This window comes from Pseudomonas nitroreducens, assembly GCF_024170165.1.
Lineage (GTDB): Bacteria > Pseudomonadota > Gammaproteobacteria > Pseudomonadales > Pseudomonadaceae > Pseudomonas > Pseudomonas nitroreducens_C.
In genome coordinates this window covers 215,465-237,919 of sequence record NZ_JALJXP010000008.1, presented here as the reverse complement: position 1 = coordinate 237,919, position 22,455 = coordinate 215,465, and the positions used below count along the sequence as shown (strand labels likewise).

Annotated in this window: 19 protein-coding genes, 1 tRNA gene and 1 pseudogene; 9 read left to right on the top strand and 12 right to left on the bottom strand. The window is 63.4% G+C overall.

Annotation, left to right across the window (positions count from 1 at the left end):
- Positions 1 to 5: 5 nt before the first annotated feature.
- Both pfkB and ptsP read right to left on the bottom strand, forming a co-directional pair.
- Positions 6 to 953 (bottom strand): 1-phosphofructokinase, encoded by a 948-nt coding sequence (gene pfkB, locus J2T47_RS17995; protein WP_253449506.1) that lies wholly within the window; start codon positions 951 to 953, stop codon positions 6 to 8.
- On the bottom strand, positions 953 to 3,847 hold the full coding sequence (ptsP, locus tag J2T47_RS17990; protein ID WP_253449503.1) for a phosphoenolpyruvate--protein phosphotransferase: 2,895 nt from the start codon (positions 3,845 to 3,847) through the stop codon (positions 953 to 955). The genes pfkB and ptsP overlap by 1 nt, the downstream gene beginning before the upstream one ends.
- A gap of 203 nt (positions 3,848 to 4,050) precedes the next feature.
- On the opposite strand from ptsP, the gene cra reads away from it, so the two are divergent.
- Together cra and J2T47_RS17980 are read left to right on the top strand one after the other, a co-directional pair.
- Positions 4,051 to 5,043 carry a catabolite repressor/activator gene (gene cra / locus J2T47_RS17985; RefSeq protein WP_253449500.1) on the top strand — a complete coding sequence of 331 codons (993 nt, stop codon included), beginning with the start codon at positions 4,051 to 4,053 and terminating at the stop codon, positions 5,041 to 5,043.
- 4 nt (positions 5,044 to 5,047) lie between these two features.
- On the top strand, positions 5,048 to 5,827 hold the full coding sequence (locus tag J2T47_RS17980; protein ID WP_253449497.1) for a TatD family hydrolase: 780 nt from the start codon (positions 5,048 to 5,050) through the stop codon (positions 5,825 to 5,827).
- A 625-nt stretch (positions 5,828 to 6,452) separates the two neighbouring features.
- On the opposite strand, the gene J2T47_RS29470 is transcribed toward J2T47_RS17980, so the two are convergent.
- The 5 genes and pseudogenes from J2T47_RS29470 to J2T47_RS17960 form a co-directional block, all read right to left on the bottom strand.
- Complete coding sequence (locus tag J2T47_RS29470; RefSeq protein WP_412547969.1) at positions 6,453 to 7,157, bottom strand: methyl-accepting chemotaxis protein; 705 nt, start codon at positions 7,155 to 7,157, stop codon at positions 6,453 to 6,455.
- A 153-nt stretch (positions 7,158 to 7,310) separates the two neighbouring features.
- Positions 7,311 to 7,514, bottom strand: a pseudogene (locus J2T47_RS29465) (HAMP domain-containing protein); the annotation flags it as partial.
- A 1,194-nt stretch (positions 7,515 to 8,708) separates the two neighbouring features.
- On the bottom strand, positions 8,709 to 9,551 hold the full coding sequence (ampE, locus tag J2T47_RS17970; RefSeq protein WP_253449491.1) for a regulatory signaling modulator protein AmpE: 843 nt from the start codon (positions 9,549 to 9,551) through the stop codon (positions 8,709 to 8,711).
- A complete protein-coding gene (gene ampD / locus J2T47_RS17965) occupies positions 9,548 to 10,120 on the bottom strand; it encodes a 1,6-anhydro-N-acetylmuramyl-L-alanine amidase AmpD (protein WP_253449488.1) in 573 nt (190 codons plus the stop codon). The genes ampE and ampD overlap by 4 nt, the downstream gene beginning before the upstream one ends.
- 75 nt (positions 10,121 to 10,195) lie before the next feature.
- A complete protein-coding gene (locus J2T47_RS17960; RefSeq protein WP_253449485.1) occupies positions 10,196 to 12,487 on the bottom strand; it encodes a DUF1631 domain-containing protein in 2,292 nt (763 codons plus the stop codon).
- Positions 12,488 to 12,765: 278 nt separating this feature from the next.
- On the opposite strand from J2T47_RS17960, the gene nadC reads away from it, so the two are divergent.
- Entirely contained in the window at positions 12,766 to 13,614 is an 849-nt protein-coding gene (gene nadC, locus J2T47_RS17955) for a carboxylating nicotinate-nucleotide diphosphorylase (protein ID WP_253449482.1), read from the top strand.
- A 103-nt stretch (positions 13,615 to 13,717) separates the two neighbouring features.
- Positions 13,718 to 14,734, top strand: a complete 1,017-nt coding sequence (gene galE / locus J2T47_RS17950) for a UDP-glucose 4-epimerase GalE (protein ID WP_253449479.1) — start codon at positions 13,718 to 13,720, stop codon at positions 14,732 to 14,734.
- Between the two features lie 59 nt (positions 14,735 to 14,793).
- On the opposite strand, the gene J2T47_RS17945 is transcribed toward galE, so the two are convergent.
- From J2T47_RS17945 to J2T47_RS29240, 4 genes are all read right to left on the bottom strand, one after another.
- Positions 14,794 to 14,869 (bottom strand) — tRNA-Thr (locus J2T47_RS17945).
- 76 nt (positions 14,870 to 14,945) lie between these two features.
- Entirely contained in the window at positions 14,946 to 15,512 is a 567-nt protein-coding gene (locus J2T47_RS17940) for a methyltransferase family protein (RefSeq protein WP_253449476.1), read from the bottom strand.
- A gap of 88 nt (positions 15,513 to 15,600) precedes the next feature.
- Positions 15,601 to 16,626 carry a hypothetical protein gene (locus J2T47_RS17935; RefSeq protein WP_253449473.1) on the bottom strand — a complete coding sequence of 342 codons (1,026 nt, stop codon included), beginning with the start codon at positions 16,624 to 16,626 and terminating at the stop codon, positions 15,601 to 15,603.
- Positions 16,627 to 16,683: 57 nt separating this feature from the next.
- Complete coding sequence (locus tag J2T47_RS29240; RefSeq protein ID WP_301295592.1) at positions 16,684 to 17,142, bottom strand: pilin; 459 nt, start codon at positions 17,140 to 17,142, stop codon at positions 16,684 to 16,686.
- A gap of 224 nt (positions 17,143 to 17,366) precedes the next feature.
- Between J2T47_RS29240 and pilB the strand changes: the two genes are divergently transcribed.
- From pilB to yacG, 5 genes are all read left to right on the top strand, one after another.
- Positions 17,367 to 19,070, top strand: a complete 1,704-nt coding sequence (gene pilB, locus J2T47_RS17920; RefSeq protein WP_253449470.1) for a type IV-A pilus assembly ATPase PilB — start codon at positions 17,367 to 17,369, stop codon at positions 19,068 to 19,070.
- Positions 19,071 to 19,073: 3 nt separating this feature from the next.
- A complete protein-coding gene (locus J2T47_RS17915; protein WP_253449467.1) occupies positions 19,074 to 20,291 on the top strand; it encodes a type II secretion system F family protein in 1,218 nt (405 codons plus the stop codon).
- Positions 20,292 to 20,294: 3 nt separating this feature from the next.
- The gene (locus J2T47_RS17910; protein ID WP_253449464.1) at positions 20,295 to 21,167 is read left to right on the top strand and encodes a prepilin peptidase; all 873 of its coding nucleotides are present in this window, start codon (positions 20,295 to 20,297) and stop codon (positions 21,165 to 21,167) included.
- A gap of 65 nt (positions 21,168 to 21,232) precedes the next feature.
- A complete protein-coding gene (gene coaE / locus J2T47_RS17905; RefSeq protein WP_253449460.1) occupies positions 21,233 to 21,841 on the top strand; it encodes a dephospho-CoA kinase in 609 nt (202 codons plus the stop codon).
- Entirely contained in the window at positions 21,838 to 22,041 is a 204-nt protein-coding gene (gene yacG / locus J2T47_RS17900; RefSeq protein WP_138212199.1) for a DNA gyrase inhibitor YacG, read from the top strand. The genes coaE and yacG overlap by 4 nt, the downstream gene beginning before the upstream one ends.
- A gap of 99 nt (positions 22,042 to 22,140) precedes the next feature.
- On the opposite strand, the gene J2T47_RS17895 is transcribed toward yacG, so the two are convergent.
- Complete coding sequence (locus J2T47_RS17895) at positions 22,141 to 22,356, bottom strand: hypothetical protein (RefSeq protein WP_192431662.1); 216 nt, start codon at positions 22,354 to 22,356, stop codon at positions 22,141 to 22,143.
- Positions 22,357 to 22,455: the final 99 nt, after the last annotated feature.

Genomic DNA, 22,455 nt, shown 5'->3' with positions numbered 1-22,455 from the left:
GTCGCTCAGGACTGGCTGGAAGCCAGCGCCTGAACCTGCACCGCGTCTTCGATGCGCTTGAGCCGCTGCACGTCGCCGATGCCGAACTGGAACTGGGTGACCGCCAGCGCGGCGACCGCCGTGGCCTGGCGCAGCACGCGCTCGGCCGGCCAGCCGGCGAGCAGTCCATGGACCATGCCCGCCAGCAGGGAATCACCGGCGCCCACCGTGCTGGCCACTTCCACCTTCGGCGGCAGCGCCTGCCAGACGCCCTGCGGGCCGAACCACCGCACGCCCTCCTCACCCTGGGAAAGCACCACCTGCTCGATGCCACGAGCGCGCAGCGATTCAACCTGCGCGGTCAGTTCCTCGGCACTGGCGGCGAGTTGCCCGCAGGCCTCGCCCAGTTCCTGGTCGTTGGGCTTGATCAGCCAGGGAGCGGCATCGATGCCCGCGCGCAGGGCGGCGCCGCTGCAATCGAAGGCGACCTTCAAGCCATGCCCCTGCAAGCGCAGCAACAGCTCGCGCAACCACTGGGGATCGACGCCGCGTGGCAGGCTGCCGGCGACCACGGCGATCTCGAAGTCGGCGGCGATCAGGTCGAGGCGATCCAGCAGCGCGTCCTGCTGCGCCCCTCCCACCACGGGGCCGGGCCCGTTGATATCGGTGATGCGCCCGGTGCCCTCGGCGAGCTTGATATTGCTGCGGGTTTCGCCCGGGACGCGGACGAAGGCATCGACGAAGCCGCGTCGGCGGAACAGCGCTTCGAAGGGCTGCGCATTGTCCGCGCCGAGGAAGCCGGCGACGGTCAGCGAATGGCCAAGGTCGGCCAGCACCTGGGCGACGTTCACGCCCTTGCCGGCAGCCTGGCCGAGCACCGACTCGCTGCGGTTCACCTCGCCGGGTGCCAGCTGCGGCAGGCGCACGGTGAGGTCCAGCGCAGGGTTCAGGGTCAGGGTCAGAATGCGGGCCATCAGTGCACCTCCGGCAGCGCGAGGGCGACACTCTGGCGCACGTCCGCCGCCGAGCAAAGGGTCAGAGCGGCTTGCGCCAGTTCGCGGGAAGTCGGCAGATCCAGTTCGCGGACCCGCGCCTTCACCGCGGGAATGCTGCGCGCCGAGACACTCAGTTCATCGACACCCAGCCCAATCAGCAGCGGCACCGCCAGCGGGTCAGCGGCCAGTTCGCCGCACACGCCCACCCATTTGCCTTGGGCATGGGCGGCGCGCACGGTCATGTCGATCAGTTGCAGCACCGCCGGATGCAGGCCGTCGGCCTGGGCGGACAGGCTCGGATGGCCACGGTCGATGGCCAGCGCGTACTGGGTCAGGTCGTTGGTGCCGACGCTGAAGAAGTCCACCTCGCGAGCCAGCACCGGCGCCAGCAGCGCGGCGGACGGCACCTCGACCATGATGCCGAGCTGCAGGTCGTGCTCGCCGCCCAGCTCCGCGCAGAGTTCGAGGGTGAGGTCGCGGGCCTGTCGCCACTCCTCCACCTGTCCGACCATGGGGAACATGATGCGCAGTGGGCGGCCGGCGGCGGCAGTCAGCAGGGCACGCAGCTGAGTGCGGAAAATCTGCGGGCGCTGCAGCGTGAGGCGTACGCCACGGATACCCAGATAGGGATTGGTTTCCTCGGGAATCGGCCAGTAGGGCAGCGGCTTGTCGCCGCCCACATCGAGGGTCCGCGCCACCAGCGGGCGGCCGTCGAGGGCGTCGAGGACGCGGCGGTATTCCAGCTCCTGGGTCGCCTGGTCCGGCGCCTGGGGGTTGTCCATGAAGACGAACTCGGTGCGCAGCAGGCCCACGCCCTCCGCGCCCAGTTCCACGGCCTTCGCCGCACCGGCGGTGTCGCCGAGATTGGCGCAGACTTCCACGGCATGGCCGTCGCGGGTCACCGCCGGCTCATGACGGCGTGCTTCGGCCTGTTCGGCGCGGCGCTGGCGCAGGTCGCGCTGGGTTTCGGCCGCATGCAGCGTCTGTGCGTCCGGCGCGATCGTCAGCTCGCCCTTCTCGCCATCCAGCAGCAAGGCGGTGCCGGACTCCAGCGCCAGCACGCTTGCCCCGGCGCCCACCAATGCGGGAATGCCCAGCGCGCGAGCGATGATCGCGCTGTGCGAAGTCGCACCGCCGCGCGCGGTGACGATGCCAGCCACGCGCTCCGGGTCCAGCCGCGCCACGTCCGACGGGCCAACTTCATCCATGACCAGGATGTAGGGTTCGCCAGGCTCCACGGCACTCTCGACACCACACAGGCGTGCCAGAACACGTCGGCCTATGTCGCGCAGGTCCGCCGCGCGCTCGGCCAGCAGCGCGTCGCGCAGGGCCTCCTGCTCGCCGGCCACGCGCTCGATCACCTGGCTCCAGGCCGCTTCGGCGCTGGCGCCTTCGACCAGGCGTGCCTGCACCTCGTCGAGCAACTCGGGGTCATCCAGCAGGGCCTGGTGGGTGACGAAGATGTCGCGGATCGCCTTGACCTGGCTGCGCTCCACCAGGGCTTCGATCTCCCGGCTGATGGCCGTGCGCGCCGCGTCCAGGCGCTGGCGTTCGACCTCCGCCGACTCGCCGCGCGCGGCGAACTCGAAGGCGCGGGCGACCTGCACGTAGGCCGGGCCATGGGCAATACCTGGCGACGCGGGGATGGCCTGGAGCTGCGCGCCCGCTTCGGGAGCCCGCACGGCCTGCAATTCCTGCTCGTCCACCTGGATGCTTTTGACGATCAGTTCGAGCGTTTCCGGCAGCGGTTCGACCTCTTCGCCCAGGCCCTGCTCCACCGCCACACGGACGGCGGCCAGTGCGGCTTCGGCGATTTCCGGCTCGGCGAAGAACTCCAGCATCTGCCCGCGCCGTGCGCCGAGGCTGAGCAGCTTGCTCAGGCTGCGGATCGACACCGGGGCACTATCGCCCTCGGCGATACGCACGCGGATTTCCCCGCTGAAGTCCCGCGCCAGCAACATCAGTACCTGCGCCGGGCGCGCGTGAAGACCATGGGGGTTGGCCAGCGGCACGCGGATGCTCGGCCAGTCCACCGGCAATTCGCCGCCCAGGGCCTCCAGCACCGCGCGAACGGAAGCGGCGCTCGCCAGCTCGCCAGCACGGCCATCCACCAGCAGGTCGCACAAGCGCGCGAACACCGCATCGTGGGCGTTGCCTTGGCGAGCCAGGCAGAACAGCCCGAGCACCGGCTGGCCGGCGTGGCTCAGCTCGCGCGTGGGGGTAACGAAGACCAGGCCGGGACGTGTGACGCACTGCTCGCTGTCCTGCCACCAGAGCCCGGCCCCCAGCGGCAGGGCCTCCTGGTCATGCAGCGCGGCGGCAAAGCCGGGAACGACGCAGCCGGCCTTCTTCAGGCGGCGGGCGCCGACCAGCGCCAGTTCGTCGAAATCCTCCGCCGCGACGCCGAACCCGACCAGGTGCTCGTCGAACAGCAGCGGCTGCGGCGCTCCACCTTGCAGCAACTGCAGCAGGTCTTCAGGCTTCTCCGCTGCACGCAATGCCGCGCCCACTTCGCCGTCTCCCAGCGCACGGGTGAGCAATTGCAGCAGACGCAAGTGTTCGTCGGACTTGGCGGCAATGGCGATGGCCAGGTGCACGGTCTGTCCGTCGCCCCAGTGCACGCCCTCGGGAAAGTGCATCAGGCGCACACCGGTGCGCTGCACCAGGTGCCGGGTTTCCGGAGTGCCGTGGGGAATGGCGATGCCCTGCCCGAGGTAGGTGGAGCCCTGTGCCTCGCGGGCCTGTATTCCGGCGAGATAGCCAGGAGCGACCAGGCCGTCGTCTTCGAGGGCGGAGCCGAGCATGGCCAGGGCGGCCTGCTTGTCGGCAGCGCGCTGGCCCATGCGGACCTGCTGCGCGTTGAATTCGAGCATCGCGTTCTCCTCACCGGCGTTCGCGCGCGCCGGCGCTGGGGCGGTTATCCGCTTGTACGGTGATCAGCTTAGAGGTTGCGGCGCAGGAACAGGGCTCAGGCAATACTGCGTGCGCTATGCTGAATCGTTTCACCTATTGAGACTGGCACGTTACTCGATAATGCGTGATCCTTGAAGCCCCCAATTGTCGGCAGCATCCCGCGTTGAAACTCAGTGATATCGCCCGCCTGGCCGGTGTTTCGGTCACCACCGCCAGCTATGTGATCAATGGCAAGGCCGTCCAGCGCCGCATCAGCGCCGCCACGGTGGAGCGCGTGCGCGCGGTGATCGAAGAGCACGGCTACCACCCGGACCAGCAGGCCGCCAGCCTGCGCCGCGGGCAGACCCGCACCCTGGGTTTCGTCCTGCCGGACCTGGAAAACCCCAGCTACGCCAAGCTCGCCAAGCTGCTCGAACAGGGCGCGCGCGCGCGCGGCTACCAGTTGCTGATCGCCTGCTCCGACGACGAGCCGGATACCGAGCGCCAGGTGCTCAACCTGTTCCGCGCGCGACGCTGCGACGCGCTGATCGTCGCCAGCTGCCTGCCCGTCGGTGACGAAAGTCACGCACGCCTGCAAGGCGACGGCGTGCCGATCATCGCCGTGGACCGCCAGCTCGACCCACAACGCTTCTGCTCAGTGGTCAGCGACGACCGCGACGCCAGCCAGCGTCTCACCGCCAGCCTGCTCAAGCCGGCGCCGCGCAGCATCGCCCTGCTCGGCGCGCGACCGGAACTGATCATCTCCCAGGAGCGCGCCGCGGGATTCCGCAGCGCCCTGCGCGACTACCAGGGGCAAGTGCTGATCGAACACGGCGAGACCTTCAGCCGCCCCTGCGGCCGCCGTCTGATGGAAGAACTGCTGGCCGGCCAGGGGCAGTTGCCCGATGCGCTGATCACCACTTCCTATGTGCTGCTCGAAGGCGTCTTCGATGTGCTCCAGGCACTGCCCAGCGGCTGGCCGGCAGACCTGCGCATCGCCACCTTCGGCGATACCCAGTTGCTGGACTTCGTACCGCTGAAGGTCAACGCCATCTCCCAGCAGCACGCCCTGATCGCCGAGCGTGCGCTGGACCTGGCGCTGCTTGCCATTGAACAGAACAGCTACACCCCCGGCGTGCACCCGATCCCGCGCAATCTCAAGCTGCGCACGGAGTGAACCGATGCGCCTGATCGACACCCACAACCACCTCGACTGCCCGGACTTCGCCGAAGACCGCGCGGCCGTGCTGCAGCGCAGCCGCGAGTTGGGCGTGGAGCGACAGGTGCTGCTGGGAGTATTCCGCGAGAACTGGGAGGACGTCTGGGCGCTGGCGGAAAGCGAGCCGGACCTGTATGCCGCCCTCGGCCTGCACCCGATCTACCTGGCGCGGCACCGGCCGGAACACCTGACGGCGCTGCGCGAGTGGCTGCAACGCCTCGCCGGACACCCGAAGCTCTGCGCGGTGGGCGAAATCGGCCTGGACTATTACCTGGAAGACCTCGACCGCGATGGCCAGCAGGCGATCTTCGAGGAGCAGCTGCGCATCGCCATCGATTTCGAGCTGCCGGTGCTGCTGCACGTACGCCGCGCCCATGCGGCGATGATCGCCACGCTCAAGCGTTACAAGCCCAAACGCCAGGGCATCATCCACGCCTTCGCCGGCAGCCGCGAGGAGGCCCGCGAATACCTCAAGCTGGGCTTCCGCCTGGGCCTGGGCGGCGCGCCGACCTGGCCGCAGGCCAATCGCCTGCGCAAGGTGGTGCCGGAGATTCCGCTGGAGTCCATCGTGCTGGAGACCGACTCACCGGACATGGCGCCGTCGATGTACCCCGGCGTGCGCAACAGCCCGGAGCACCTGCCGGACATCTGCGTGGCACTGGCCGAGCTGAAAGGCATCAGCCCCGAGGAACTGGCCAGCGCCAGCACGCGCAATGCGATGGAGTTGTTTGGCTGGAGCTGACGTTCCCTTTTCGTATGTCCGCATTGGCTCAGGCCTACGCCTGATCGCGGATGAATCCGCTCCTACAGGAACCTGTGCATCTCCCGCGCTCTCGCTTTTGAGGTCTTCCAGAGAAACATCCGCACGCTCCGGAATGCCCCTTTCAGGAGGCCTCGTTGAATTGGAGTTTCAAGGGTTGAGCGGCATGGATGCCGCGAGAGCCACGATGGGCCAGGGATGGCCCGTCGTGGCGTGCCCCTGAAACTTCGATTCAACGAGGGAATTTTTCGCCTAAGCGAAAAACCGGATGGAGGGGCAAGACCTTTGCCTACTTTGGGTGGGGCGGCCATCCGTCTTTCCAAAGTAGGTCGCCCGAGGGGGCGAAACCCAAGTCATCCGCGCACGCTGAAGCGGCGCAGAAACCCCCACGTCGACGCAGCAATTCAAGATCAACATTGGCGCGGAAGCAGGCGCCGGCCCTGCCGACGGATCGCGGGCATGGCCCGCTCCTACAGGAAGTCGGTGATTCACCGACAAACCGATGCCCGTGAGATGGGGTGCATCCGTGCGACCCACGGGCATCGGCCTGCTGGCGAAAACCTGGTAACGGGGCGGCTCACAGCAGCCGCCCCGGCGTCAGTGACGATCAGACGCGGAACGCGCCGATCAGCCGCTTGAGTTCCACCACCTGCCCAGCCAGTTCACGGCTGGCACGTTCGGTCTCGCTGGCGCCTTCGGAAGTACGCTCGCCGGCCTGGTTGATCTCGACGATGTTCTGGTCGATATCATGGGCCACGGCGGTCTGCTGCTCGGCAGCGGCAGCGATCTGCTGGTTCTGGTCGACGATGGCGCCCACCGCCTGCAGGATGTTCTCCAGCGCCTGCTGCACCTGGGCCGACTGGCTGACGGTGCCGTCGGCGGTCTGGTGGCTGCTGCCCATGGCCTTCACCGCCGCGCCCACGCCGTTCTGCAGGCGCGCGATCATCTGCTCGATCTCTTCGGTGGACTGCTGGGTGCGCTTGGCCAGGGTACGCACTTCGTCCGCGACCACGGCGAAGCCCCTGCCCTGCTCACCGGCACGAGCGGCCTCGATGGCGGCATTGAGCGCCAGCAGGTTGGTCTGCTCGGCAATGCCCTTGATCACGTCCAGCACGCGGCTGATGGAGGAGCTGTCGGCGGCCAGCTGGTTGATCACCGCCACCGATTCATCGATCTCGCCGGCCAGTCGCTGGATACTGCCCACCTGGGATTCCACCAGGGCGCGGCCGCTGGTGGTTTCCTGGTTCACGTTGTGCGCGCTGCCCACCGCCACGGCGGCGCTGCGCGCGACTTCCTGGGCGGTCGCGGCCATCTGGTTCATCGCCGTGGCGACCTGCTCGATCTGGTTGCGCTGGCCGGCCACCGCCTGGTTGCTCTCGGCGGACACCGACTCCACACGCACGGTCTGCCGCTCCACTTCGCTGACGGTCCGGCCGACCTGTTCGATCAGATCGTGGATCTTCGACACGGTCTGGTTGAAGGCATCGCCCAGCTCACCCAGCTCGTCGCGGCTCTGGGCCTGGAAGTTGACGGTCATGTCGCCGGAAGCGACCCGCTCCATCATCTTGCCCAGGCTCTTCAGCGTGGTGCGGGTGGAGACGTAGAAGCCGCCGTAGAGGTAGACGATGGAAACGAACACCACCAGTAGCGCGACGACCAGCAGCACCATCTGCCGCTGCTTGCTGGCCAGGCGCGCCTGCAGCGCGCCGTCGACGAACTGCAGGACATGGTCATCCAGGCGATAGGTCTGCTCCATCGCCTTGCTCACCTGCTCGTAGAACTCCGCCCAGGGCGTGTCGAGGGTGTCGGCCATCACCACCTTGTCCTCGAACAGCTTGCCCATGCTCTTGATGGTTTCGCGGCTGGCCTGGGCGTCGGCAGATAACGCGCTCTGCGCGGCCGGGCTGGCGCCCAGGGCATCCTGCAGCTTGAGGCCGTACTCGGCGTGGAGCTTTTCCAGCTCCTGCAGCAGGTCGTCCAGCTTGCTGCTGGTGGAGGAATTGAGGAACCCCTGCCCCAGCGCGCCAGCGCCCATGGTGCGGCCCTGGCTGAGGGTTTCGGTCACTTGCGGGGTGCCGGAGGTAATCAGCTCGGCAAGCTGACGCAGGTCGCGGGCGTCGTCCTGGCTGAGGCCGGCCTGGGACACCAGCAGCTTGTTGAACACCTGGACTTCGCTGAGCAGGCGCGCGGCCATAGCCGACTTGCTCTGCAGCGAACCCTCGGCGTCGACGGCCTTCAGGCTGGCCAGCAGCTCGTCGCGCTTGGCGTTGAACTCGGTGATCTGCTCGGCATCCTGGGTCACCGGTTGCAGGGCGCCGATCTGCGCCTGCAGGTCCTTGTGCAACTGGCTGATGCGCGAATCGAGGCCGGCGGCCTTGCTCGATTGGCCCAGCGTCCCGTTGATCTGCAACAGGTCGTTGTAGGACTCGAGGTGGCGGCGCACCTGCAGCCCGTTGCCGATCAGCTGGAGGCTCTCCAGTTCGGCGCGGGTACTGACGAACTGCCCGTAGGAGTCGCGCACCAGATAGAAGTTGGTAATCAGCATCGGCAGAAAGAACAGCACACTGATCAGGCTGAACTTCATGCCGAAGCTCAGACGGTTCATCAGCGCGATGGCCGGATAGAGCACGGTCCTCACGAAAGACGTCTCCTGTTCCCGTTATTGTTATGTCGCTTGTCGGGGATGGTACGGCGCGCCCCTGGACGGGCTGTCGCCACGAGCGCTCACCGGCCGGTCACTGTCATGCAGCGACCGTCACCTCACGCCTGGGTTTCGATGTGTACCTGATATCGGCGGGGAGTTCTGTAACTTAAGGTTAAAATGCCATCACCGGACCGGCGGACGCCGGCCCGATCCGCGGGCTCAGAGCAGCAGCGTCCAGATCGCGAAGATGGCGTACCAGAGCACGGCAGAGCGCACCAGCAGCTGCCACAGCGCATCCAGGCTGGCGACGCCCTTGGCGCCCAGGCCGCCTTCGTTGAAGTCTTCGGCGACGTAACCGGCGCGGGCCAGCAGACGAGCGGCAGGGACGTCCCAGGCCAGCAGGTCGTGCAGCAGGGTGCGGGTTACCGCGACGAAGTTGCCCACCAGGGCGAAACTCAGCACCAGCGCACGCGACGGCAGCCAGTCGAAGGCGTGTCGCAGTTGCGCGGCGCGTTCGCGCAGTTCCGGCTGGCGCGCCTGCTCGGCGGCAATGGCGAGCAGCCGGTAGGCCAGCGCGGCCACCGGGCCAAGCAGCGCGTACCAGAAGATCACGGCGAAGAAGGCCTGGTAGGCCTCCCACACCAGGGTGCCCTGCACCACCGCCAGCAGGTCATCGTCGCCATCGGCCTGCACCTGTACGCCCAGGTCGCGCTCGGCGACATGGTAGGCGGCCTGGGCATCCTCGCGGCGCCAGGCATCGCGGAACGGTCCGATGGCGCGCAGCACGTCACCACGCCCCAGGCTCCAGACCACCACCAGCAACTGCACCGGCAGCGCCAGCAGGCCATAGGCGACCGGTTCGAGAAGGGTCAGCAGCAGCGCCAGCAACAGCAGCGGCGGCAGGATTGCCACCAGCAGGCCGAACCAGGGTTGTGCCACCAGCGACTTCACGCCGCCCACGGTATCCAGCCAGCCGAGCCACCAGCCATCACGCTGTACCTTGGCGCGCCAACCGGAGAACTTCTCGACCAGCAGGACCAGCAACAGCACCAGGAAACTCATGTCGGCTCCTTCTTCAGGCCGGCGCCAATATCGGCAAAGTAGCGCGTCCAGTCGAACGCCTCGCCCGGGTCGGTCTTGCGCTCGGGGGCTATATCGCAGTGACCCTGGATGCGCTCTGCGCTGATGGCCGGGTACACCTTGCGCAACTGCCGGGTCAGCTGCGCCAGCACTTCATACTGGCGGTCGCTGTAGGGCTCGGTATCGGTGCCTTCCAGCTCGATGCCGATGGAAAAGTCGTTGCAGTTCTCCCGGCCGTCGAAGCGCGACACGCCGGCATGCCAGGCGCGCGCGTTGCAGGAGACGAACTGGAACAGCGAACCGTCGCGCTCGATGAGGAAATGCGCCGAGACGGTCAGGCTGCAGATGCTGGCGAAGTACGGGTGCTCATCGGCGTCCAGGCGGTTCTGGAAGAACTCCTGCACCTTGCAGGTACCGAACTGGCCGGGCGGCAGACTGATGTTGTGGATGACCAGCAGCGAGACTTGCTCGCCATCGGGACGGGCATTGAAGTTCGGCGAAGGGCAGCGCTGGGCGTCGAGGCACCAGCCGGATTCGGGGTCGATCTGCATGGAGACTCCTTGGCAGAGCCCCACTCTAAAGCAGGCGACGGGGGAAATGAACTCGCTGGCACGCGGCCAGCGGGCTCAGGCGTTCTTCAGGCGGCGCAGGTTGCCGATCACCGACTCCAGGGCACGGTCGAACAGCAGCGCGTCGTCGAGCAGGCGCACGGCGTTGCGGCGGAACTCGACGGCCAGGCTCATGCGGGTTTTCTCCAGCACCTTCATGCCGGTGCGGTTGACGAAAATGTAGCGACCGCTCGGGCGGATCACCGCGGCCAGCTTGCAGCGCAGCTTGTGCTCTTCGTCTTCCTGGATTTCCACCCAGCTGCCGACACGCAGCTCATCGACCTTGCGCAGCGACTCGTCGTCGTCGGCAAAGACCTCCTCGGGCTCGACCGCACGGGCCGGCTCCGGCGAGGCCAGGACGATCTCCTCGACCACCGCCACCATGGCCGCCTGTGCAGGGGCAGATGCAACGGTTGCCGGTGCGTCCAGCGGGTCGTCGAGCAGCGGCAGGTCGTCTTCCAGATCGAGCAGCGGCGCTTCCTCGACCTGCTTGTAGCGCTGGAAGGCCTGCACATGCAGCCCTTCCAGACGGCTGAAGAACTCACCGGTGGAGAACGGATCGAAGGCGGCCGAAGCCAGGCCTTCGCGCAGCGACTTGAGCAGCTGCGGGACCATTTCCAGCAGGCGCAGACGGGAATCCGGATCTTCGTGGGGCTCCACGCTCCAGATCAGATCGTCCATGGTCGCCAGCGCGGCTTCCCACTCGCTGGAGTGAGTGCCGTGCTTCAGGCAGGTGAGCAGCAGGACCTGGCTCCAGGCCTCCTGCAGCAGGCGCACCACCACTTCGGGGAGGGTGCGACCCAACAGACGCGCGTTGAGCACACCTTCCACGTCCTGACGGGCCAGCTCGGCGCGCGCGCGGCCTTCCTCGGCGTCGCGGGTGCGTTGCTCCAGCAGGTCGCTGCGACGGCGCTCGTCGCCGGTGAAGGAGATGAACTCGTCGAGCAGCTCGGAGAAGATCGCCGGGTCGTCGACGAAGTCATTCAGCAGGCGCATCACCACCTGCTCGATCTTCTGGTACAGGTGATCGCGCTGGCCATCGGACTGCTCGGCCCAGCCCAGGGCGGCCGAGGCGATCTCGTTGAGCAGGCGACGCGCCGGGTGGCTGCCACGGCTGAAGAAGTTCTTGTCGAGGACGGCAACCTTGAGCATCGGGATCTGCATGCGGCCGATCAGGGCCTTGAGCGAATCCGGCAGGGTGCGGTCGTCGAGGATGAATTCGAAGAGCATGGAGACGAGGTTGATGACGTCCTCGTCCACCTGGCCAACCACACGGGAACGGCCACTCTTGCTGCTGACGCGGGTCAGCAGGTGATCCAGGTGCTGGCGCACGTCGATCTCGTCGATGCTCTGCGCCGGCAGATGCGACTGCAGGTGGGACAGCAGGCGCATCAGATCGTTACTGGAAATCGGCACGGCATCAGCCGGCATGGGGCGTGCGGGGGCAGCACTGCCGCGGACTCCGGAGAGCAGATCGCGCAAGGCGGCGAAGGCGGCCTGGCTGTCGGCGTCCATGTACTGGCCGGCACCCTGCTCGCCCGCTTCGGCGGCGGCAGAGGCTGGCGCGGCACCCTGGCTGCTGGCCACGGTACGTTGCGGCGGGCGGCGCAGCGGGACGGACTTCAGCTCCGGCAGCACACCCAGGGCAATCAGCGTCTGGTTGGCTTCCGCATACAGGTGCTCGGCGTCGGCCAGCACGTACTTCTCGAAGAGCTTGAGGATGATCAGCTTGACCTTGATCTCCACGCCCAGGCCACGGCAGGCTTCAAGGAAGGCCTCGCAGAGCTGGCGCGGACCGAGGGGATTGGTCTTGTCCTCGACCTTCTTGCTGACCAGGGTGTTGAAGCGGGTGGTGAGGTGCGTGAGGGCGACACCGTCGCGGCTCACCACCTTGGCGACCATGGCGTCCAGGGCGACGGACTCTTCCAGCTCGTCGTTCTGCACCAGGGTGAGATTCTCGTAGGAAACCGTGTCCAGCACCGGCGCGCGGCCGATCTCGTACTGGTTCAGGTTGGCGAAGCTTTCGAAGACCTTCTGCAGGAAGCCGCGCTCGATGCCCTTGCGCTTGAGGCGCAGGTCGCGCATGGCTTCGAAGTAGGCACTCTGTTCAGCGTTATTGGCGGCGCGGTCGGCCATCTCGAACAGGGTGTCGTCGGCGTTGTCGAACAGGGCCTGCATGGCATGACGCAACTGGACGGCGACCTTGTCGCGGACAGCGACGAGCCCCGCCGGAACGCGTCCAGCGAACGAAGTCTGCGAGGTTTCCGTGGCCGACTTGTTCAGCGGCACTACGTTCGCGTCGTTCTGCATCGCAAGTCTCCTGCCGTCAGATCTGTCTGGCGGCACCAACAGTCATCGAAGCGTCATCCGTAACGTCAATTTAGTGGCGTCAAAAAGCGGAAAGGTTCAACGTCATTATAGGGAAGCTTCTTACACAACCAAGAGACATTTCACGCATTCTTGAAGAATTTCACACTGAAGCGCCCGCCGTCCGTCCGACAGATTGTACGACGATCCAAAAAACACCCTGCCCTGCACGCCGCGCGCTGTCGCCCGTATAATCGCGCCACTGCGAACAGGAGCTTTCCATGCCGAACCTCACCCTCGCCGAGCTTTCCGGGGAAATCCAGGCCAACGTCCGCGCCGCCCTGGCCGAAGACGTCGGCAGCGGCGACATCACCGCCCAGCTGATCCCCGCCGAGCGCGACGCCAGCGCCCGCATCATCACCCGCGAGAACGCCACCCTCGCCGGCACCGCCTGGGTCGACGAGGTATTCCGCCAGGTCGACCCGCGCGTGCAGGTGAAATGGCAGGTCCGCGACGGCGAGCAGGTCAGCGCCGACCAGACCCTGTTCACCCTGGAAGGCCCGGCCCGCGCCCTGCTGACCGGCGAACGCAGTGCGCTGAACTTCCTTCAGCTGCTCTCCGGCACCGCCACTCGCGCCCGCCACTATGCCGACCTGGTGGACGGCACCGGCGTGAAGCTGCTCGACACCCGCAAGACCCTGCCCGGCCTGCGCCTGGCGCAGAAGTACGCGATCACCTGCGGCGGCTGCCATAACCACCGTATCGGCCTGTACGACGCATTCCTGATCAAGGAAAACCACATCGCTGCCTGCGGTGGGATCGCCCAGGCCATCGCAGCGGCCCAGCAGATCGCCCCCGGCAAGCCGGTGGAGATCGAAGTGGAAGACCTGGACGAGCTGCGCCAGGCGCTGGCGGCCGGCGCCGATATCGTCATGCTCGACGAGCTGAGCCTGGAAGACATGCGCACCGCCGTCGCCCTCACCGCTGGCCGCGCCAAACTGGAGGCCTCGGGCGGCATCACCGAGAGCACCCTGCGCACCATCGCCGAGACCGGAGTGGACTACATCTCCATCGGCGCCCTGACCAAGGACGTCAAGGCGCTGGATCTGTCGATGCGGCTGAGCCTGTAATCCCCTGACAGGCGCGCCTGTCCTCCCTCGCCTACGCTTCTAGCAAAGCGCCTGAATTCTCTCAGGCTCTTTCCTACAGCTGGCGAAAGGAGGCACTGGCGCAATGGCGGGCAAGATTCTGCTGACCGGGGGCTGCGGCTATATCGGCTCCCACATCTGTCTGGAACTGATCGAGCAGGGGTATCAGCCCGTCGTGCTCGACAACCTGAGCAACAGCTCGCCCACCCCGCTGCAGCGCATCGAGCAGCTCACCGGCCAGGGCATTCCCTTCGTCAAGGGCGATATCCGCGACGAAGCCATCCTCGACCGGTTATTCAGCGAGTACAGCATCGACGCGGCGATCCACCTTGCCGGCGTCAAGTCCGTCGCCGAGTCGGTGACCGACCCGATCGCCTACTACCAGATCAATTTCACCGGCACCGTCACGCTTTGCCAGGTCATGCAGCGCCATGGCGTGAAGCGCTTCATCTATAGTTCCTCTGCCACGGTCTACGGCCTGGCCGCCGAAAGCCCAATCCGCGAGGACGCCCCCACCGGCCCGGCCAGCCCCTACGGCCAGTCCAAGCTGATGGCGGAAATCGCCCTGCGCGACATCGCCCACGCCGATCCGCAGTGGACCATGGCCATCCTGCGCTACTTCAACCCGGTGGGCGCCCACGCCAGCGGACGCATCGGCGAAGACCCCAACGGCATCCCCAACAACCTGATGCCTTACGTGTCCCAGGTCGCCACCGGCAAGCAGCCGTTCATTCGCGTGTTCGGCAACGACTACCCCACCCCGGACGGCACCGGGGTGCGCGACTACCTGCACGTCGTCGACCTGGCCAACGCCCACCTCAGCGCCCTGCGCTGGCTGGACGGCGCCAGCGGCGCGAAGGCCTTCAACATCGGCACCGGCCGTGGCTACAGCGTGCTGGAAATCATCCACGCCTACGAAAAGGCCTGCGGCCGCGAACTGCCCTTCCAGTTCCTGCCCCGCCGCGATGGCGACATCGCCAGCTACCACGCCGACCCGTCCCTGGCCGGCGCAGAACTGCGCTGGAGCGCCGCCCGCGACATCGAAGACATGTGCCGCGACGCCTGGAACTGGCAGAGCCAGAATCCCAGCGGCTACGCCTGACTTTTCGTCCAGCCGGAAAACAAAAAGCCCCGCTCGAAAGCGGGGCTTTTTGCTGAAGATGGTGCCGGTAAGAGGAATCGAACCCCCGACCTTCTCATTACGAATGAGCTGCTCTACCGACTGAGCTACACCGGCGGCGGGGCGAAAGACTGATGCATACCCGAGAAAAACGCAACCCTACTTCTACTGAATCAGCTGACGACTCCAAGCCTCAAAAAATGCCCGGCAGAAATCGCCAACGAGTTCGAGTCATATAATCTTGATAGAGGGGATCCAGCTTAAGCACCTTCTCCTCCTCGACGATTCGTACAAATTGGACTCCATACAGAAAAACCAGAACGATAAGATTATGCAGACTGAAGGCTCCCAACAGAAAACCCATGTGAGCAACGAAATAACCTAAGTAGATGGGGTGCCTTACCAGTTGATAGGCACCTCCCGTTACAACAGCCCTATTAGCCGGCACAAGGCCAAAGCTGCGCCCCAAACTGAGCTTGGCAAAAATCTGAAAGAGAACGCCGGCGACTTGGAGCGTTTCGGCCACCTGCAACGGAACTAGACTTTCCGAATGGACACTGAAGCTGAAAAATAAATAATAAAAGCTCCCCATAAAGGCAGCTGCCATAGAAACCACAGAAAGCCTAACCTCCCGCGCTCCTCGAGCAGAAATCACCAAAACAAGGGTAAGCATCTCTCCCACGAGGAGAACCAAGTAATTTGCCGTACCGTGCAGCATAAAAGCCTGCACAGCGGAAACCACAAAGCCAGCGATCAACACAAGAACTATCAATCTTGCGCCAATTCGGAAAACCCTATAACTCCAGAGATAATTTGCCAACCTCTCGATTAGTTCCAACTGGATGCCCTCAACTCATGACCACGTACTTCCTGACCTCGGCGTTCGCACCACGCCAGATCACGCTATCCAGGAAGTAATGATGAATATTTACAAACAAAAGAAACGCAACCATGAAGAGAGCCGGCGAAATCTCTCCTGGGCCGCGAGCACTATCCAGCCAGTTAGGGAGAAGATAGAAGTAAATTGCAGCCGCGCAGAAGGCAAAACCCCACCAATGGAGAAGCCCCTTCTTTTCCTTACCCGTATCCCGAGCGCGCCCTCGGGTATAGGCGCCACTAAAAAGCAGATACTGCAGTGAATGAAAGAGAGGCACCAGATAGAGGAAGCTCGCATCGTTGAACACTGGAGCCAGCCACAGGTAAATTGCCGCAAGCGGGGTCAACGCAACAACACCCGGAAGCGGAAGCCTTAAGATCCGGCGACGAAGCAGTATTACCAGCATCAGGGAAGCGCTACCCAAGGAAAGCACTTCACTAATCAACTGAAGATCGAAATCGATAGGCGACTGATATTTCAGCCCCCAATAATCACCATCGCCTACAGTAGCAAAGAAAAATGAATAAGAGGCCCACCAGAGCGGAAAAAGAGAGTACTTGATCGCCTTTAGCTCTAGACTGGAAAATCTAACCCCCTGCCCTCCCGAATAAACCACAAAGCATCCGTAAGCCTGCTTCACGTAGTGCCAGCCAACCAAAAAAATCATCGCATATAACAGGTAGACAAATACAGCCTTGCTGAACACCACAAAACCAAAAATCAACAACACTATCAAGAGCACAGGAACAATGACCCCCACGAAGAGCGCAGAGATATCACTGAACAACAGCTTGAATTTGCTGATATAGAATATCTGGTAACTTACGAGAAAGTGAGGTCCATTGATAAAAAAAGCCAGAACCAGTGCCCACCAGGCAACATCCGCGCTATTAAGCTGTCCGCGAAACAAAACAAACAGCGGATAGCAGAATATTGAAAGCCCTCCAATCATTAAGAAGTCAATTTTTGGTGAAAAAAGGCTCTTTTCTTTTGCCATTATTTTATTTCTTCCAAAAAAAATGCGCCGCAAGGCGGCGCATCTTCTCGAGCAATATTACGGGCTAGGAGCAGCAGCAGCGATATTGTTCTTGGTGATCGCACCAGAGGCAACGGTGTTGGACACAGAAGTAGAGTTGGCCCAGGTCAGTGCGCTTCCGCCAGCGGTGGAAGTCGGAGTCATGGTGATGGTCTGACCATCCACACCAGTACCAATGCCAGTACCCAGGGTCAGTACAATCACACCATCGGTAACGGTGGCGCTCGCAACTTCCTTGGTCGCGGTAAAGGTCGGAATACCAGCAGCACCGTCATCACAGGAGGTCAGTACACCACCCGCTTCCTGTGCACACAAGGCAACAGCAGTCTTCAGCGAGTCACCAGCAGTCAGTGCGTTCCCGACCTTGGCCTTGATGGTGTAGTCCTGGTATTGCGGAATGGCCACGGCGGCCAGAATGCCGATGATTGCGACAACAATCATCAATTCAATCAGAGTGAAACCTTTTTGAGCCTTCATAATTCTCTCCAGTGTTTAGGTTCCGGTCTTAGGACCTAACAACAACGCAAGCAGATTCCATGCCAAGATCACCACATCAGAACCAGTGGCGCTCGTAGGCTGTTTCGTTTTCTCGGGCGCGAAATTACGCAAGAACTGACAATTTTTGACACCACCTAGCGTCTGATTTGGCACCTTTCCGCATCTGCGTTATAAGGCTTGAAACTCTTATCTGGTTGTTTCCCATGAACGATCAAGTCGTACTGTCTGGGCTCGCTCGTCAGCTGGTGCAATTTCAGCTGCTCGATGAGAAAAGTGCCCGGCAGGCCCTGGAGCAGGCCCAGCGCAACAAATTGTCGCTAGTGACCTATCTGGTACAGAACAAGCTGGTCAAAAGCCGTCCATTGACCGAGCTGGCCGCCGAGCAATTTGGCGTGGCTTACTGTGATATTAGCGGCTTTGATCGTGAGAGTTTTCCGAAGGAACTGGTGTCCGAAAAGCTGGTTCGCCAGCACCGCGCCCTTCCCCTGTGGAAGCGCGGAAACAAGCTGTTCGTGGGGGTCTCAGACCCGACCAACCATCAAGCAATCACAGACATCCAATTCAGCACAGGGCTCACCACCGAAGCGATTCTGGTCGACGATGACAAGCTTGGTGACGCTATCGAGAAACTGTATGAGAGCGTAACGGGCGGCCTTGATGATCTGGGCGATATCGATCTGGAGAATATCGACGTTGAGGGCGGTAACGCGCCTTCCCGAGACGACGATGTGGGCGGGGATGCAGACGATGCGCCAGTCGTACGATTCGTCAACAAGATGCTGCTCGACGCCATCAAGGGCGGTTCATCCGACCTGCACTTCGAGCCTTACGAAAAGATCTATCGCGTCCGCTTTCGTACAGACGGCATGCTGCATGAAACCGCCAAGCCGCCGATCCAACTGGCCAGCCGTATTTCCGCGCGCCTGAAGGTCATGGCGGGCCTGGACATCTCCGAACGCCGCAAACCCCAGGACGGCCGGATCAAGATGCGAGTGTCCAAGTCCAAGTCCATCGACTTCCGTGTCAACACCCTGCCCACGCTGTGGGGCGAGAAAATCGTGATGCGGATACTCGACTCGTCCAGCGCGCAGATGGGTATCGATGCCCTGGGCTATGAAGAGGCGCAGAAGCAGCTCTACCTGGACGCCCTCAAGCAGCCGCAGGGCATGATCCTGGTGACCGGTCCGACCGGCTCGGGCAAGACGGTATCGTTGTATACCGGCCTGAACATCCTCAACACCCCGGATATCAACATCTCCACCGCCGAAGACCCGGTGGAGATCAACCTGGAAGGCATCAACCAGGTCAACGTCAACCCGCGCCAGGGCATGGACTTCGCCCAGGCGCTGCGTGCCTTCCTGCGCCAGGACCCGGACGTGATCATGGTCGGCGAGATCCGCGATCTGGAAACCGCTGAGATTGCCATCAAGGCCGCCCAGACCGGCCACATGGTAATGTCCACCCTGCATACCAACAGCGCCGCGGAAACCCTGACCCGCCTGCTGAACATGGGCGTCGCCTCCTTCAACTTGGCAACGTCGACCAACCTCATCATCGCCCAGCGCCTGGCTCGCAAGCTCTGCCCGCACTGCAAGAAGGAACACGACGTTCCGCGGGAAGCCCTGCTCCATGAAGGCTTCCCGGAAGAAAAGATCGGAACCTTCAAATTGTATTCACCGGTCGGGTGCGACAATTGCAAGGGTGGATACAAAGGACGCTTGGGTATTTATGAAGTGGTTAAAATCACGCCAGCCCTGCAGCGGATTATCATGGAGGAAGGCAACTCCATTCAGATCGCCGAACAGGCCCGCAAAGAAGGCTTCAACGATCTGCGCACTTCGGGACTGCTGAAGGCCATGCAAGGCATCACCAGTCTCGAAGAAGTCAACCGCGTGACCAAGGATTAATCCATGGCGGAAAAAGCATTGAAGACCAGCACCTTCGTTTGGGAAGGCACTGATCGAAAGGGCGGAAAAATCAAAGGGGAGCTTTCCGGGCCGAATACTGCGCTGGTCAAAGCACAGCTTCGTAAGCAGGGCATTAACCCGACAAAGGTACGTAAAAAGGGCATTTCGCTGCTGAGTAAGGGCAAAAAAATCAAGCCCATGGACATCGCCCTGTTCACCCGCCAGATGGCAACCATGATGGGCTCCGGCGTTCCGCTGCTCCAGTCCTTCGACATCATCGGCGAGGGCTTCGAAAATCCAAACATGCGCAAGTTGGTCGACGAGATCAAACAAGAAGTGGCATCGGGTAACAGCCTTGCCAACTCTCTTCGCAAGAAACCGCTCTACTTCGATGACTTATACTGCAATCTCGTGGATGCCGGCGAGCAGTCTGGCGCACTGGAAACCCTGCTTGACCGGGTCGCTACTTACAAGGAAAAGACCGAGTCGCTCAAGGCCAAGATCAAGAAGGCGATGACCTACCCCATCGCAGTCGTCGTGGTTGCCGTTATTGTGTCGGCCATCCTGCTGATTAAGGTAGTACCACAATTCCAATCAGTTTTCGCTAACTTCGGAGCAGAGCTCCCTGCCTTCACCCGCTTCGTTATCTCCATCTCCGAGGTTCTTCAGGCGTGGTGGTTCATCGTCCTGATCGCACTGTTCATCATTGCCTTCATGCTGAAGGAAGCATATCGGCGGTCGGAACCATTCAGAGACGCAGTTGACCGCGGCATATTGAAAGTGCCTGTCGTTGGCGACATCGTCTACAAGTCCGCAGTGGCGCGGTACGCTCGTACACTTTCCACTACGTTCGCGGCCGGGGTACCACTTGTCGAGGCTCTGGACTCGGTTTCCGGAGCTACCGGTAACGTGGTCTTTCGCAACGCGGTAAACAAGATCAAGCAGGATGTATCCTCCGGTACGCAGCTGAACTTCTCCATGCGTACCACCGGCGTATTCCCCAGCATGGCCATCCAGATGGCTGCTATCGGTGAGGAGTCCGGCTCACTGGACGCCATGCTCGACAAGGTCGCCAACTACTACGAGGAAGAAGTCGACAACGCCGTCGACAACCTGACAACCCTCATGGAGCCGATGATCATGGCGGTTCTGGGGGTTCTCGTAGGCGGTCTTATCATCGCCATGTACCTGCCGATCTTCCAACTGGGCAACGTCGTCTAACTCATGCCTGTTCTCGACTTCCTGGCCAGCACCCCGCTGGCCTTTGTTTTGTGCGTCACCCTCCTCGGCCTGCTGGTCGGCAGCTTCCTCAACGTGGTGATCCATCGCCTGCCGCGGATGATGGAGCGCGACTGGCAGCAGCAGGCCCGAGAGACCCTCGGCCTGCCGGAGGGCGAGAAGCTCCCGACCTACAACCTGGTCCTGCCCAACTCCCAGTGCCCGCAGTGCGCCCACGAGATCAAGCCCTGGGAGAACATCCCGGTGGCCAGCTGGCTGGCGCTGGGCGGCAAGTGCTCGTCCTGCAAGGCGCCGATCAGCAAGCGCTACCCGCTGGTCGAGCTGGCCTGTGGCGTGCTGTCGGCCTTCATTGCCTGGCATTACGGTTTTGGCTGGCAGGCCGGCGCGATGCTGCTGCTGACCTGGGGCCTGCTGGCGATGAGCATGATCGACGTCGATCATCAGCTGTTGCCGGACGCCCTGGTGCTGCCGCTGCTGTGGCTGGGGCTGATCGTCAACCATTTCGGGCTCTTCACCAGCCTGGGCGACGCGCTCTGGGGCGCAGTGTTCGGCTACCTGAGCCTATGGTCGGTGTACTGGCTGTTCAAGCTGATCACCGGCAAGGAAGGCATGGGCTACGGCGACTTCAAGCTGCTGGCCATGCTCGGCGCCTGGGGTGGCTGGCAGGTGTTGCCGCTGACCATCCTGTTCTCGTCGCTGGTGGGCGCGGTGCTGGGCGTGATCATGCTGCGTCTGCGCAACGCCGAAACCAGTACGCCCATCCCCTTCGGCCCCTATCTGGCCATTGCCGGCTGGATTGCGCTGCTCTGGGGTGATCAAATAACCGCGACCTATCTGCAGTTCGCCGGTTTCCGCTAGCCTTCTCCTGCGCCGAGTCTCCTCGGCGCATCTGGACGGCCTTCGGGCCGGCTGAAAGGAGAAGCATGAAACCCTGGATCCTGGGCCTCACCGGCGGCATCGGCAGCGGCAAGAGCGCCGCCGCCGAGCATTTCGCCTCGCTGGGCATTCACATGGTCGACGCCGACCACGCCGCACGCTGGGTGGTGGAACCCGGCCGCCCCGCCCTGGCGAAGATCGTCGAGCGCTTTGGCGACGCCCTGTTGCTGCCGGACGGCCAGCTCAACCGCGCCGCCCTGCGCGAGCGCATCTTCAAGGCCGAAGACGAACGCCGCTGGCTGGAACAGCTGCTGCACCCGCTGATCGGCCAGGAAATCGCCAGCAACCTGGCGCAGGCGCAATCGCCCTACGCCATCCTGGTCTCGCCGCTACTGGTGGAGTCCGGGCAACACCGCATGACCCAGCGTGTGCTGGTAGTGGATACCCCGGAACACCTGCAACTGGAGCGCACCATGCGCCGCGACCAGGTGTCCGAAGAACAGGTCCGCTCGATTCTCAAGGCCCAGGCCTTGCGCGACGACCGACTCAAGCACGCGGACGACGTGCTGCTCAACGATGGCGACCTCGGCCACCTGCACCAGCAGGTCGAGCGTCTGCATCAGTTCTATCTAGGCCTGCGTGGAGGACAACCATGAGCCAACCCCTGACCGTGGAATGCCCCACCTGCGGTGCCCCCGTGGAGTGGAGCGCCAAGAGCGAGTTTCGCCCCTTCTGTTCGCACCGCTGCAAGCTGATCGACCTCGGCGCCTGGGCGGCGGAAGATCACGCCATCCCCGGCGACAATCTCGAGGACGAGCTGTTCTCCGGCGATCTTGAGAATCCGCGCGGGCATTGAGCCCACTCATGAAGCCGCCCCGTTGGGCGGCTTTTTTGTGCGCGATGGTTAGGCTTTTCGTAGGAATGAAAGAGGCCCGCATCTGCGGGCCTTTTGGGTTCAGGGGCGCATGAAGGCGTAGTCCCGCTCTTCATCCAGGTTGTCGGCGAGGAAATGCAGTTCGTGCCCCAGGTCCTCCTGGGTGCGCACCTGCGCGTTGGCCTGCACTACCGCGCTGAGCAGCGCGCGCACGACCAGTTGCGGGTCCTGCCCGCCCGCTTCAGCTTCGATCAGCAGTTCGTGGAGGCGTTGTTCGGCCCAGCTGTGAATGCTCATCGGCAATCTCCTTGCGAATGGGGGCCAAGCTTCCCTGATCCTGGGAGGCTGCGGAACTGATCTGGATCAAACCGCCGGAGCCATGGACCTCGCCGATGG

What these genes read in the sequence shown, in the direction of transcription:
- J2T47_RS17915 (WP_253449467.1), top strand. Translation starts at nt 19,074, where the DNA reads ATGGCGGAAAAAGCATTGAAGACCAGCACCTTCGTTTGGGAAGGCACT.
- ampE (WP_253449491.1), bottom strand. Translation starts at nt 9,551, where the DNA reads ATGAGTTTCCTGGTGCTGTTGCTGGTCCTGCTGGTCGAGAAGTTCTCC.
- galE (WP_253449479.1), top strand. Translation starts at nt 13,718, where the DNA reads ATGGCGGGCAAGATTCTGCTGACCGGGGGCTGCGGCTATATCGGCTCC.
- coaE (WP_253449460.1), top strand. Translation starts at nt 21,233, where the DNA reads ATGAAACCCTGGATCCTGGGCCTCACCGGCGGCATCGGCAGCGGCAAG.
- J2T47_RS17895 (WP_192431662.1), bottom strand. Translation starts at nt 22,356, where the DNA reads ATGAGCATTCACAGCTGGGCCGAACAACGCCTCCACGAACTGCTGATC.
- pilB (WP_253449470.1), top strand. Translation starts at nt 17,367, where the DNA reads ATGAACGATCAAGTCGTACTGTCTGGGCTCGCTCGTCAGCTGGTGCAA.
- J2T47_RS29240 (WP_301295592.1), bottom strand. Translation starts at nt 17,142, where the DNA reads ATGAAGGCTCAAAAAGGTTTCACTCTGATTGAATTGATGATTGTTGTC.
- J2T47_RS29470 (WP_412547969.1), bottom strand. Translation starts at nt 7,157, where the DNA reads ATGGCCGCGACCGCCCAGGAAGTCGCGCGCAGCGCCGCCGTGGCGGTG.
- nadC (WP_253449482.1), top strand. Translation starts at nt 12,766, where the DNA reads ATGCCGAACCTCACCCTCGCCGAGCTTTCCGGGGAAATCCAGGCCAAC.
- pfkB (WP_253449506.1), bottom strand. Translation starts at nt 953, where the DNA reads ATGGCCCGCATTCTGACCCTGACCCTGAACCCTGCGCTGGACCTCACC.
- ampD (WP_253449488.1), bottom strand. Translation starts at nt 10,120, where the DNA reads ATGCAGATCGACCCCGAATCCGGCTGGTGCCTCGACGCCCAGCGCTGC.
- J2T47_RS17935 (WP_253449473.1), bottom strand. Translation starts at nt 16,626, where the DNA reads ATGGCAAAAGAAAAGAGCCTTTTTTCACCAAAAATTGACTTCTTAATG.
- ptsP (WP_253449503.1), bottom strand. Translation starts at nt 3,847, where the DNA reads ATGCTCGAATTCAACGCGCAGCAGGTCCGCATGGGCCAGCGCGCTGCC.
- J2T47_RS17960 (WP_253449485.1), bottom strand. Translation starts at nt 12,487, where the DNA reads ATGCAGAACGACGCGAACGTAGTGCCGCTGAACAAGTCGGCCACGGAA.
- J2T47_RS17910 (WP_253449464.1), top strand. Translation starts at nt 20,295, where the DNA reads ATGCCTGTTCTCGACTTCCTGGCCAGCACCCCGCTGGCCTTTGTTTTG.
- J2T47_RS17980 (WP_253449497.1), top strand. Translation starts at nt 5,048, where the DNA reads ATGCGCCTGATCGACACCCACAACCACCTCGACTGCCCGGACTTCGCC.
- yacG (WP_138212199.1), top strand. Translation starts at nt 21,838, where the DNA reads ATGAGCCAACCCCTGACCGTGGAATGCCCCACCTGCGGTGCCCCCGTG.